Origin of the sequence: Flavobacterium circumlabens, from assembly GCF_004345565.1 — a bacterium.
In the GTDB taxonomy this organism is placed as follows: domain Bacteria; phylum Bacteroidota; class Bacteroidia; order Flavobacteriales; family Flavobacteriaceae; genus Flavobacterium; species Flavobacterium circumlabens.
On record NZ_SLWA01000009.1, the window covers coordinates 197,253 to 211,491 of the forward strand.

Here is a 14,239-nt window from a genome sequence, read left to right on the forward strand (position 1 = left end):
AATAAATAATTTCAGAATGAATAACGGAAAAAACCTTAAGGCAGTGGCCTACGGAGAGGTGCTTTGGGATGTTTTTGCCAATGAAAAAAAGATTGGAGGGGCACCATTAAATGTGGCTTTGCGAATGAAAACAATAGGCTGCGAGGTGGCCATGATTAGTTGCGTGGGAAATGATGAAAATGGAAAAGCAATAATTGATCAGGTAAAAAGTTTAGGACTTGAGACAAATACAATTGTCACCTCAGACGATTTTCCAACTGGTTTGGTCAATGTTACTTTAAATGATCGTGGATCAGCAACTTATGAAATTGCATATCCTGCGGCCTGGGATAAAATTGTTTCAAATGATCAGGCTAAAAAAAAGGTTGTGGAAGCTGATGTTTTAATTTATGGCAGTTTAGTCTGCAGGGATGAGGTGTCAAGGCTGGCTTTAGAAGAGTTATTGAATGTCAATGTATATAAGGTTTTTGATGTTAATTTAAGAAAACCACATTATTCTTATGAAATGCTGGAGCAATTAATGAATGCTGCCAATTTCATTAAATTCAATGATGAGGAGTTGTTAGAAATCACTGCAGCTATGAAGTCTCCCTTTAAAAGTTTGGAAGATAATATGAACTTAATTGCGGAGAGAACCGGAGTCACTGCTATGTGCGTCACAAGAGGCAAGCATGGAGCTTTGTTAATGTGGGAAGGTCAACTCTATGAAAACGGCGGCTATCCTATTCAGGTTGCTGATACAGTAGGAGCAGGAGATTCGTTTGTGGCAGCTTTGATTACATCACTACTTACCGGAAAAGAACCTCAATACGCTATCGATTTTGCCTGTGCAATGGGGGCATTAGTAGCTGAAGCGCCTGGAGCCAATCCAGAGATTTCGTATTCTCAAATTGAAAAATTAATGTCTGGAATTAAAAATTAATTTTTGTTCTAAAAAGGGAACAATAGTATTCAATTGAATGAGTCGTTATGTTTTTAAAAGTTAAGCCTGATATTTTTTGATATCGGGCTTTTTTATGTAAATACACCATTTGTCGTACATAATGCTTCAAATGTTCTACCCTAATGAATTCAGGAAAATTACATTTACAACCTCGGAATTTAATGATTTCATGTAAATAAGCTTGTAAAATTATATTATACAAAATAAATTATAATAAAAAGTTACAATCTACTCTCTATTATATGTTTTCAATAACGCTACAAAAAACTAAAAAAATGATAAAAAGAAAAATTAAGAATTATGCATTTCTAATGCTAATTGTGTTTGGAAACGGATACGCTCAATCAAAAAAACACCTGGATAGTAATAAACCAATTGAAGACCGGATTTCACTCTTGATGAAAGAAATGACATTAGAAGAAAAAGTAGGGCAAATGAATCAATACAATGGTTCATGGGATGTTACAGGTCCAAAACCCGAATCAGGTTCTAATGAAGAAAAATACAATAATATAAAGAAAGGATTGGTAGGTTCTATGCTAAGTGTACGAGGCGTTAAAGAAGTAAGAGCCGTACAAAAAATAACAGTTGAAGAAACCCGTCTTGGCATTCCGTTACTTTTTGGTTTTGATGTGATACACGGATATAAAACTCTTAGCCCTATTCCGCTCGCAGAAGCCGCAAGCTGGGATTTGGAAGCCATTAAAAATTCGGCACATATTGCTGCTGTTGAAGCCTCTGCTTCCGGATTAAACTGGACTTTTGCGCCTAATGTAGATATCTCTAATGATGCAAGATGGGGACGAGTAATGGAAGGTGCCGGAGAAGATCCTTATCTGGGCAGCAAAATTGCTACTGCCCGTGTTAAAGGATTTCAGGGAGAGAATTTAAGTACTAATACCTCTATTATTGCTTGTGCCAAACATTTTGCAGCCTACGGTTTTGTAGAAGCAGGCAGAGAATACAATAGTGTCGATATGAGTAATTCTAAGCTGTACAATACTGTATTACCGCCTTTTAAAGCAGCAGTCGATGCCGGAATTCGTACTTTCATGAATTCATTTAATACATTAAACGGAGTTCCGGCAACCGGAAATAGCTTTTTGCAAAGAGATATTTTAAAAGGAGCATGGAAATTTAATGGTTTTGTCGTTTCTGACTGGGCTTCTATAGCCGAAATGATCACGCACGGTTACGCAGCAGATGCAGCCGATGCAGCTCAAAAAGCCGCTATTGCCGGTTCTGACATGGATATGGAATCAAATGTTTATGTAACAGAATTAGCTCAGTTGGTAAAAAAAGGATTGGTAAAAGAAAGTGTGATCGACGATGCTGTTCGCAGAATTCTTAGAGTAAAATTTGAATTAGGTTTGTTTGATAATCCATACAAATATTGTGATGAAGCCCGTGAAAAATCAAGTATTGGAAATAAGGCCAATAATGACGCTGTTCTGGATATGGCCAAAAAATCAATTGTGCTATTGAAGAATACTCTTCCGAAGGGGAGGAATGAAAAACTGTTGCCATTAAAAAAAGAAGGATTAAAAATCGCTTTAATTGGTGCTTTGGCAAATGATAAAACCAGTCCGCTCGGAAGTTGGAGAATTGCCGCTGATGATAATACAGCAGTGTCGGTTCTTGAAGGAATGCAGCACTATAAAAACAATACGTTAGTTTATGAAAAAGGAACTGATGTGGCTTTAAATAAACAAGTATTTGTTGATGAAGTAAAAATTAATACAACCGATTTTTCCGGATTTGAAGCTGCTAAAAATGCAGCCAAACAAGCAGAAGTTGTCGTAATAGTTTTAGGAGAAATTGGTTTTCAAAGTGGTGAGGGACGCAGTAGAACAGAATTAGGCCTGCCTGGGAATCAGCAGCAATTATTAGAGGAAGTTTACAAAGTAAATCCTAATATTATTTTGGTTTTAAATAACGGGCGTCCGCTGGCATTGCCGTGGGCAGCGGAAAATATTCCTGCTATTGTTGAAGCATGGCAGTTAGGAACCCAATCCGGCAATGCAATTGCCCAGGTTTTGTACGGAGATTATAACCCAAGTGGTAAGCTGACAATGTCATTCCCCAGAAATGTTGGGCAATGTCCAATCTATTACAATTTGTATAATACCGGACGACCAGCCAATAAAGACCAAAACGCTTTTTGGTCTCATTATATTGATGTCGAAAAAACACCATTATATCCGTTTGGTTACGGATTAAGCTATACTTCTTTCGAATATAAAAACCTGAAATTAGCAAAAACCTCCTTCCGGAAAGGAGAAAAAATTGAACTAAGTGTTGATGTTACCAATACCGGAAATGTTGATGGAAAAGAAGTTGTTCAATTGTATGTAAATGATGCTGTTGCCAGTGTGGTTAGACCTGTTAAGGAATTAAAAGGTTTTGAACTTATTACATTAAAAAAAGGAGAAACTAAAACTGTTCAGTTTACCTTAACGGATAAGGAACTTGGATTTTATAACAACAATGGGCATTTTTTGACAGAGACCGGTCTGTTTAATGTTATGGTTGGCTGGAATTCTAATGAAGGTCTTACCAGTAAATTTGAGATAGAATAAATAATAATGAACTTAAAAACAAAAAGATAATCTTCGGGATTTCATTTATTTTTAAGCAATTTACAGCCTGAGTACGATTAATCCTTATGAGGTTATTAATCTACTCAGGTTTTTAGCAATATCGTAAATCTGGATAAAAAAGATAAGTGTTCTGTTTAGTTTTATTAATATTGTTTTAGATATGATTAAATAAAAATCAATTATAAATTTTATTTCAAATAGAATTGATAAATATTAAAATGTAAATGAAAAATATCAAATATATTCTTCTATGCTGCTTTGGGCTTATAAATGGTCTGTTTTCTCAGGATAAATTTGAAAACTACCAATTTAGAAGCATACAGGAAACTACTTCAAAAAGGGCTATTTCTTCTATAATTCAGGATCAAAATGGTTTTATTTGGATAGGTACAAACGGCGCAGGATTATATCGATATGACGGGGTAAATTATTTTGGATATAAACATGATAAAAAAGCAGGTTCAGTAAACAGTAACTTTATCTATGCAACCTTTATTGATTCTAAAAATAACTTATGGATTGGGACAGATGAAGGTTTATGTTTATACAATCGGGATCTGGATAATTTTACTAAAATCAATATTCAGGATGCAATTGTAAAAGGTTATGAACAGCCAATTACTATAAAAACAATTATTGAGGATAACAACGGCGACATACTTTTAGGAGCTTATGGTTTTGGATTATTTAAAGTAAATGTAAAAACTTTAAAAGCATCCCTGGTACACTCCAATTTTTTGGAAAAACCAAATTTTTTAATCAAATGTTCCGTAAAAAATAAGCAGGGAATTATTTATTTAGGAACCAGTTATGGACTTTTAGAGATCGATGCAAACGGAAAGGTAAAGCAGGTTTATAAGGATAAGTTTAAAAGAGAACCTTTATTAGATGATATAGAGAGTCTTGTTATAGACAAATTTGGATATTTATGGCTGGGAACGACTGAAAATGGCCTGATAAAAATTAAACCTGAAACGGATAACTATCAATTTGAGAATTTTTTTATTACCAAAAATAAAATCTTATCTATTATAAAAAGCAGTCAGGATTATATACTTTGCGGTACCGAAAATGATGGATTATTAGTAGTAAATTATAAAGGAGAAGTACTTCAAAAATATCTGCACAGCAAATACAATAATTTTAGTTTAAAGTCGAATTCCGTCTGGTCCTTATACGAAGACAAGGAAAAAAGACTTTGGCTAGGTTATTTCAATAAAGGGCTTGGCGTATTTGATAAGCCTAATAATAAATTTAATTCACTTGAGTCGCTTGTTAATAATGATAATTCCCTGCAAACAAGCTATGTAACATCAGTTATAAAAGATAAAAAGGGCAATTTGTTAATAAGCAATGAAGGCGGCGGACTTGATATCTATAATCTTTCGGCTAAAACCTATATCCATGTTAACAAAAACAATCAAAGTTACTATTCCGGTCTTGATGCTGTTGATATTCAGACTATATTCATAGACAGTAAACAAAATATCTGGGTAGGCAGCTGGGACCGTGGAATCTATTTTTTGAAAAATGGAACTACCAGATTCAAAAACTACAATACGACAAATACAGCCGGCTTGAAATCGAATAGGATTTTTAGTTTTTCTGAAGATTCCGGAGGTCGAATCTGGATTGGAACTTTCATAAAAGGACTTCATTATTTTGACAATAAGAACAATACATTTGTTCATTGTGATGCTAAACCATTTGCAGATAACGCTTTAGACAAAGCATTTATTCGTAAAGTTTTTGTTGATTCGGATAATATTTTATGGGTGGGAACAATTTTAGGGCTGTATCAGGTACACTTAAATGCCGATTCCGGTTTTAGTGTGATAAACATGCGGGATGAAATGTTCAGGGATAAAACGAAATATAAAGGTATTCAGACCATTTTATCAATTTATGAGTCAAACGATAAAAAAATATGGATAGGTACAGATGGTGAAGGACTTTTTAGTTATAATAAAAAAAATAAGATCTTTTCTGATTATGATGATTTTCCAGGATTTGAAGAAAAATCAGTCCGCGCGATAATTTCTGATAATAATGGATCTTTATGGATAAGCGGTGGATCCGGGCTAACAAAACTCGATTTTAAAAACAAACAAAGCACAAATTTCAATAAAGATGATGGTCTTGTTGATAACGATTTTAATAATAATGCGGTCTTTAAAGATGGAAATGGAGAACTGTATTTTGGTGGTTATGAAGGAGTAAACTATTTTAATCCGAACGAGATTAAAAAAACAGAAAAAGCGCCAAGGTTGTATTTTAGTGATTTCAAATTATTTAATAGATCTGTAAAACCAAATAAAGAGGGTTCGCCGTTAACCAAGGTAATTTCACAGACTAAAGAAATTATTCTCAATCATGCACAATCCGTTTTTACGATCGAATATGTTGGGATAAGCTATAATTATTCTAAAAAAAACCAATATGCCTATTATCTTGAAGGTTTTGAGAAAGACTGGAATTATGTAGGCAATAACAGAACAGCTACCTACACCAATCTGGAGCCCGGTAATTATGTTTTTAAAGTAAAATCGGCCAATGCAGATGGTTCCTGGAGTAATGTTCCGTTAGAACTAATAATAAAAATCCTTCCTCCCTGGTGGAAAACCATTTGGGCTTATTTAATATACGCCTCAATTTTAGTTTTCCTGATAATATATTTCAACAAAATTTATCAAAATCGTTTTAAAGCCAGACAGTCCATAATTTTAGAACGGGAAAAAACAATTCAGTTAGAGAAGTTAAACAATAAAAAATTACAGTTTTTCACTAATATTTCACATGAATTCAGAACACCACTAACTTTAATTATTAACCCTCTCGAAGATATTTTAAGAAGTAAGAATGTATCGCGTGAAATACATAATAAATTAAAAACTGTACATAAGAGCTCAGACAGGCTTTCAAGGCTTATCAATGAGCTTATGGACTTTAATAAATTAGAGTTCAACAAAATTTTCCTTCAGGTTAAAAAAATTGAAGTGATCGCATTTGTAAAAGAAATTATAGGTTATTTTGATGAGGAAGCAGCCGCGAGAAACATAACTATTGATTTCGAATCAGAACTTGAAGAGCTTGAAGATTGGCTAGATCCTAAAATGCTGGAAAAAATAATATTCAATATTATCTCAAACGCTTTTAAATTCACTCCCGATGATGGTTTTATTGCTATTTCTATAGATAAATTAGATGAGAATAGTTCCTTAATAATTAATGGAGGTAAGGTTCCTTCTTTTTCAATAACAATTACAGATACAGGTTCAGGAATCTACAAAGAGGATTTGAAAAGAATTTTTGATAGATTTTATCAGGTTAATAACCTAAACAAAGATTACTACGGCAGCACCGGAATTGGCTTAGAGGTTGTTAAAGAATTTGTTGAGCTTCATAAAGGAAAAATTGATGTTGAAAGTACACCTGGAGAAGGAACAAAATTCATGGTAACATTTCCTCTGGGCAACTCTTTTTATAAGGAAAATGAAGTAGTGAATGAGGTTTTTGAAATAGAAAAAAATAAAAATAAGTTTTTGTTTGAATCGAATAAATATCAGGCAGATGATGAAGAGCTTACAAGCGATCCAACGAAAGAAATTACAGCAGATACAGCAAAAGCATATACTGTTTTGATTGTCGAGGATAATCTTGAATTACGAAATTATCTGAAAGCGGAATTGAGCAGATCATATAAAGTTATTACCGCCGAAAACGGTAAAAAAGGTTACGAACTGGCCGTTCAGAAATTGCCCGATATCATAATTACAGATGTTATTATGCCGGTAATGGATGGATTGCAGTTGTGTAAAAATATAAAAGGAGATTTAAAAACAAGTCATATTCCGTTGTTAATGCTCTCTGCAAAGGCAATGGTACAGGACAGGATTGAAGGAATAGACTCTGGTGCGGATATGTATTTGAGCAAACCATTTGAATTGGATATTTTAAAATCCAGTCTGGCACAGCTTATTACAAGCAGACAAATAATGTTTAAGAAGTTTTATACCGGTATCACAAAAGACGGGAAAGAAAAAACCACTTCATTAGACAATGATTTCATTCAGAAAATCCTTCATTTTATTAATGAAAACCTGAGCGAATCTGACTTAAGTGTGGAGTTGCTTTCTTCTAAAGTTTTCCTGAGCAGGAGTCAATTGTATCGAAAAATAAAAACGCTAACGGGTGTTTCAGTAAATGAGTTTATTAGAAATGTACGATTAGAAAAAGCAAAACAATTGCTTGAGCAAGGTAATAATACGGTTAATATCAATGAAATTAGTTATAAAGTAGGATTTACTTCCCCTTCTTATTTTGCCAAATGTTATAAAATTAAATACGGTCATCTGCCTACACAGGAAACTGGAGCTAAAGAATAAAGAGTATAGAATGTGGAATATGGAATAAAGAGTATAGAATAGAGAATAAAGATAAGAGAGTCCATTGGCTCGTATAATTTTAGAAAGCCCGATTTTAAATCAGGGCTTTTTTTGTTTGGCGTCTTTCTGAAAAGCTTTTTTTGAATTTGCTCAAACTTATTATTTTAATAAAAATACTACAATATAATTTCGCAAAATATATTTTAAAGTATAATTTTTTGCCAATACTTCATTGGTTGTTTAAGAGTTTTTATGTCTTATTAATTAAATCCAAGGGGTTGAAATGCTGTTTTGCATCAAATGATGCATGATTTGCTTCATCTGTTCTACACTTGGACTGCTCTAGATTTTACTTTCGTTAAGAAATATTTAAGAAATAGTTTTTTTATCAAAACTTAGACAATGAGCTAGACAAAAAACAACCTGTTCAATATTTTTTACAAACTAAAACAACTAATTATTTAACTCAACTCTAAACCAAATTTTATGCAGAAAAGAACATTAAAAAAACTATTGTGTTTAATAGTGTGTATGTGGGGAAATTTTTTCTTTGCTCAAACTGTTAAAGGTAAAGTAACATCTGGCGGAATCAGTCTGCCGGGTGTTAGTGTAGCAGTACAAGGAACAAAAAACGCAACAGTTACCGATTTCGACGGCAGTTTTGTCTTAAACAATGTCGAACCAACAGCTTCATTGCTTTTTAGTTATGTAGGATATAAAAATTTAATACTGCCCGCAAAAGCAGTCATGCAGGTGGTCATGGTCAATGACCTTGAAAAATTAAATGAGGTTGTTGTGATAGGATACGGAACTTCAAAAAGAAAAGATATAAACGGTGCTGTTTCTTCTATTAAAGCTTCTGAAATTCAGGACAAACCGTTTACTTCTATCGATCAGGCCCTTGTTGGTAAGGCCGCAGGTGTAAACGTTACTCAAAACTCAGGTACTCCCGGAGGTGGAATCTCTGTTCAAATTAGAGGAATAACTTCCATTAACGGTAATGAGCCCTTATATGTTATTGACGGAACACCCGTTTTTGCTGATAAAAACAACGACTCTTTTTCATTCAGCGCATTAGGCGGAGGAAGCGGACAAACTAAAAATTCAGCTTTGTCCGGTCTGAATATTTCGGATATCGAAACGATAGATATTTTAAAAGATGCCTCAGCAACGGCTATATATGGAGCCAATGGAGCCAATGGTGTTGTTTTGATTACAACCAAAAAAGGAAAAAAAGGAAAATCAAAGTTTACCTATGAAACCTATTTAGGAACTCAGCAGGTAACAAATACCGTTGATGTTTTAAACTTACCACAATATGCTGCTTATCAGGCAAAAATTTTCAAATTAAACGGTGAGCCTGTTCCGTATCAATATCAAAAGCCTAATTTATTAGGTAATGGAACAAACTGGCAGGATGAACTTTTTAGAACCGCTACAATGTACAACCATCAGCTGTCATTCTCCGGTGAAAAAGAAGGAACACGGTTTTATACCTCTTTAAATTATTTTGATCAGGAAGGAATTGTTCTAAACTCAGATTTCAACAGATTATCGATGCGATTAAATGTAGATTCTAATGTTAAATCCTGGCTTAAGATTGGTAATAATTTATCTGTAAGTAAGTCGTCTCAACAAGTAGTAAGAAACGATGACAGAGGTGGTTTAGTGATGAACACCTTAAGACAATCACCGGAATTACCGGTTAGATACGCCGATGGTTCTTTTGCAGGACCAACAAGTGGCTTAGGATCTTCGGCAAATGAAGCAACGAACCCAATAGCTTTGTCGGAATACAATAATTCAACTACGGAAAGATTTAAAATTAATGGTAATTTATTTGCTGATTTTACGATTATCAAAGGATTGGTTTTTAGATCTGAATTAGGCTATGACCTGAATTTTTCAAAAAGCAGCACCTTCGTACCAAAATATACTTTAGGAAATGTGTCTGAACTTTTAAACAAATCTTTCAAACAGCAGGATCAAAGTTATTATTGGAATATTAAAAACTATCTGACTTATAATAAAACGCTGAATGAAAAACACACTTTTACTTTCTTATTAGGACAGGAAGCTCAGGAAAGTCGTTATGAATATTTAAGCGGTTACAGAACGGGTGAGTTTTTCAATAAGGATTTTACGAACTTAAACATAGGTGATATTGATACTGCACTTAACGGTAATGGTTCTGGCAGATGGTCGATGGCATCTTATATTTCGAGATTGAACTATAGCTTTTCTGATCGATATTCTTTTTCAGCTTCTTTAAGAGCTGATGCTTCGTCAAATTTTGGACCTAATAACAAATGGGGATATTTCCCGTCATTCTCAGGAGGATGGACAGTAAGTAACGAAAAGTTCTTTGAGCCTTTATCCAATACTGTAAATTATTTAAAGTTTAGAGCCGGTTACGGTCTTGTTGGAAATCAAAATATTCCGGCAAACAGATATCAAACCATTCTGTCGTTACTTTCATCGCCCTTTGGAGGTGTATCGCCAACAATTGATAATTTAGGTAATCCGGATATTAAATGGGAATCCCTTAAATCTTTCAATGCTGGTTTTGAATTAGGATTATTTAATAACAGAGTAAAAATAGATTTTGATTATTATGTTAAAAATTCTTCCGATTTCCTGACCAAACAAATCAACGATGAATCCAATCAAAGTGCACTTAATTACTACCTGAACACAGGCGAGATTGTCACTAAAGGAGTCGAATTTACATTGAATACAAGAAATATTGTGACCGAAAATTTTACATGGGACAGTACAATTATTTTATCTAAATACAATAATGAACTGACAAGTTTTCAGGGTCAGGGCAAATCTTTGTTAGGAAAAGTACAATTCGATTTATATAACGTTACCAGAACTACAGAAGGACAGCCGGTAGGACAATTTTATGGATATGTTACTGATGGATTATTTAAAAATGCTGCCGAATTAGCTGCAGGGCCAACTCAGGAAACAGGAACAGGAATTGGAGATATTCGTTTTAAAGATCTTAACAGTGATGGTAAAATCGATAGTAAAGATCAAACAGCCATAGGAGATGCAATTCCTGATTTTACTTATGCATTTACCAATAATTTTAAATACAAAAATATCAGTTTATCTGTTGTTTTAACAGGAAGTCAGGGCAACCAGATCTACAACTTTACGCGTCATTATACGGATGGCATTTATCCGGGATTTGGAGATCGTTTTGGAAATGTTAGTACTGAGGCATTAAGTGCTTTTGAACCTGGAGTAAACGAAAATACAGACGTACCCCGAATTACACTTAATGATCCAAACGGTAATGGCAGAATTTCAAATCGATTTGTAGAAGATGGCTCTTATTTAAGAATTCAGAATGTTTCATTGAGCTATGATTTACCAGAAAAGATATTCGAAAAATCTATTTTCTCTAAAGTAAGAATATATGCCAATGTTCAAAATTTATACACGTTTACTAAATACTCCGGTTTTGATCCTGCCCTTGGAAATTTAGATCAAAATATAACCCTGAGCGGTATTGATTTAGGGCGCTATCCAGTACCAAGAACAATTTCTATGGGAGTGAATTTAGAATTCTAAAATTGATAAAAAAATACATTTAACTTAATGATGCATAATCGTTAACATAAAAAAAATAGTTATGAAAAAACTTTTTAAACTTTTTATGATGGGAATGCTAATACCATTACTGTCTTTATTTTCCTGTTCAGATGATTTTTTGGATGCACCATCTGAAAACCAATTAACTCCGGCAGACTTACCCGAAGGCGTTACCGCTTTTGACGGAATCGCAGAGAGTTTATACTTTAAGCCGTGGTTTACTTTTAATGATAAATTCCTGATTGCTGTAGGAGATATGTATGCGGGAAATGCTTTTTCATTTGATGGTGCCTATGCACAATTTAAAGACGCCCAGGTAACCTCGCAAAACCCAATTCTGACAGAAGGATACGTTTCGTTATTTTCGGTTGTCGATCAATCCAATAATTTAATGAGTTTGGTTGAAGAGAGAAAAAGCGAATTGCCTGAAGCCTCTTATAAAAATGCTATAGCAATATCCAGATTTATGAGAGCCAATGCCTATTTCTATCTCGTGAGAACGTTTGGTGCTGTACCTATTATTAGCAAAGCTGGTTCTGCTGCACAGCCAAAAAGGAATCTCGTTTCGGATATTTATAAATTCATAAAACAGGATTTGGAATATGCCGTTCAAAATCTACCTGAAAAATCAGTAAAAAAAGGGTATGTTACTAAATTTGTCGCTATGGGTATTCTTGCAAAAGTGCATTTAACCTTAAATGAATACGGAGAAAGTGCTGCTTTAACCCAGCAAATTATTGGAAATCAATATAATTTAATACAAGAATACGGGAACTTATTTAGCAGCCCTGAAAATAATAATAGTGCAGAGAGTATGTTTGCCCTACAATGGAAAGCGATTGCTACCGAATGGGGAACACAAAATACAAACCAGGCCTATATAGTTCCGGGAGGTACAGGAATAACCGGTGGCGGCGACGGCTGGGGAGTTTATCTGCCTTCTATCTCGCTACAAGCTGGATTTGACCCCAAGGATACCAGAAAAAAGAACACGATTATGACAGATGGTGACTTTTATCCTGAATTATTAAAGAATCAGGGTGGTTTCACGTACAAAAAAATTCTCTCTTCTACCGGAGCTAATTTCAGAAAATACATTGTAGGTTCTGCAGCCGAAAGAAACGATGTGTTTTTTATGAGAACATCACAAAACACGATTATATTACGATATTCTGATGTTTTATTAATGCATGCCGAAGCGATTTTGGCCGGAGCAGGTTCTACTACATCGGCAGCTGCTTTAAGCGCTTTTAATGAAGTGAGATCAAGAGCCGGATTACCCGCTAAAACGATACTTACCAGAGAGGATTTGTTTAACGAAAGAAGAGTTGAATTTGCACTTGAAGGACAGTATTTTTTTGATTTAAAACGCCGAGGTCTCGCTGAAGCGACAGCAATTATTTCACAGCAGGAAGTTGGTTTTTATTCTGATGATGCCAGAACTGAATTGGTTTCCAGAAAGATAACCCCTGGCAATAATTATTTTGAATTGCCATTACCTCAATCTGCTATTGATACTAATCCATCATTATTAGAAGCGCCGGTTCCTTTTAACTTCAATTAATTTTTATACTATGATCAATAAAATAAAATATAGGATTTTAATTCTTTTGGCATTTGTTTCTTTTACAGCTTGCCAAAATGACGATAATAATAGTGCTGCTGCAACTATAGATGCAATGGTTGCTGAACCCGGAGATTTACTTAATCAGGCTTTTCCGTTAAATAAAGTCAGAGTCGAAGGTGAAGGTTTAGCGGGATTAAAAAAGATTACGCTGGATAACAAAATTAATATCAGTTTTAATCCTAATCATAATTCAGATAAAGCGTTTATTTTTACGATTCCTTTCGACGAAAAACTAGGAAGCAGATTTGGTGTACAACCTATTACATTTGAAACTGCTGCCGGTTCGTTCACAAAAGAAATTGAGATTTTACAACCTACTCCTACTATTGTAAAAACAATTCCGGCGGTAGCAACTCCGGGATTTCCGCTGGAAATTGAAGGCACCTGGTTTTATAATATTTCTTCGGTAACTTTAGGAGGAAAAGCACTAAATTATACGCTAAAATCATCTTCTTCAATTATTATCGGTTTACCTGCAGATGCAGTTTCAGGATCAGAATTAACAATCACTACACCGGGAGGTATGGCAAAAAGAACAATAAATTTTGCCACACTAGTTCTTGTATCTGATTTTGACGGAAACGGTGTCAGAACAAGCTGGAACGCTTATGGCGATATCGATAGTTTTAACGCAAATACTACAGGTGGTCCAACAGGTAATTATGCAGCACTTACCTGGTCTGGTTCAACTGCCAACGGTTATAACGGAAGCAGCGCCGGTACAGGTGCTGGTTTTCTAAATGCATCGAGTAAAGATGCAACTAGAACTTTTATAGATATGGATGTAAGTGCCAACGTAATAGGCGCTCAATTCGCCATACAATTGAACACTATTGATGGTAAAGACTATGGTTATAATTTTAAAGTAACCGATGTAAATTGGAAAACAAAAACCATATCCTTAGCTGATTTTAAAGATAATTACGGGTTCGGAGCAAATACTGCCAGTACAATAGATGCGTCTAAAGTTACCGAAATTAAGGTAGGAATTGTACAGAGTGATACGCCAAATCCCAGCGTAATAAAATTTGACAATATTAAAATTCGTTACCAATAATTGAGGATTGTATGCACTTTA

6 protein-coding genes are annotated in these 14,239 nt (G+C 34.4%); all 6 read left to right on the plus strand.

All coding sequences use genetic code 11. The features are described 5' to 3' along the window. Window positions 1–16: 16 nt before the first annotated feature. Window positions 17–922: a carbohydrate kinase family protein gene (locus EV142_RS19775; RefSeq protein WP_132037572.1), complete on the plus strand. Its 906-nt coding sequence runs from the start codon at window positions 17–19 to the stop codon at window positions 920–922. Between the two features lie 296 nt (window positions 923–1,218). Further along, entirely contained in the window at window positions 1,219–3,522 is a 2,304-nt protein-coding gene (bglX, locus tag EV142_RS19780; protein WP_132037573.1) for a beta-glucosidase BglX, read from the plus strand. Window positions 3,523–3,767: 245 nt separating this feature from the next. Beyond that, window positions 3,768–7,928, plus strand: coding sequence for a hybrid sensor histidine kinase/response regulator transcription factor (locus EV142_RS19785; protein WP_132037574.1), 4,161 nt, complete (start codon window positions 3,768–3,770; stop codon window positions 7,926–7,928). 486 nt (window positions 7,929–8,414) lie between these two features. Further along, window positions 8,415–11,513, plus strand: a complete 3,099-nt coding sequence (locus EV142_RS19790; RefSeq protein WP_132037575.1) for a SusC/RagA family TonB-linked outer membrane protein — start codon at window positions 8,415–8,417, stop codon at window positions 11,511–11,513. A 61-nt stretch (window positions 11,514–11,574) separates the two neighbouring features. Then, entirely contained in the window at window positions 11,575–13,098 is a 1,524-nt protein-coding gene (locus EV142_RS19795) for a RagB/SusD family nutrient uptake outer membrane protein (RefSeq protein ID WP_132037576.1), read from the plus strand. A 10-nt stretch (window positions 13,099–13,108) separates the two neighbouring features. Beyond that, window positions 13,109–14,218 (plus strand): hypothetical protein, encoded by a 1,110-nt coding sequence (locus tag EV142_RS19800; RefSeq protein ID WP_132037577.1) that lies wholly within the window; start codon window positions 13,109–13,111, stop codon window positions 14,216–14,218. Window positions 14,219–14,239 lie beyond the last annotated feature (21 nt).

Coding starts and splice junctions, on each gene's coding strand:
- EV142_RS19775 (WP_132037572.1), top strand. CDS start 17: ATGAATAACGGAAAAAACCTTAAGGCAGTGGCCTACGGAGAGGTGCTT.
- bglX (WP_132037573.1), top strand. CDS start 1,219: ATGATAAAAAGAAAAATTAAGAATTATGCATTTCTAATGCTAATTGTG.
- EV142_RS19785 (WP_132037574.1), top strand. CDS start 3,768: ATGAAAAATATCAAATATATTCTTCTATGCTGCTTTGGGCTTATAAAT.
- EV142_RS19790 (WP_132037575.1), top strand. CDS start 8,415: ATGCAGAAAAGAACATTAAAAAAACTATTGTGTTTAATAGTGTGTATG.
- EV142_RS19795 (WP_132037576.1), top strand. CDS start 11,575: ATGAAAAAACTTTTTAAACTTTTTATGATGGGAATGCTAATACCATTA.
- EV142_RS19800 (WP_132037577.1), top strand. CDS start 13,109: ATGATCAATAAAATAAAATATAGGATTTTAATTCTTTTGGCATTTGTT.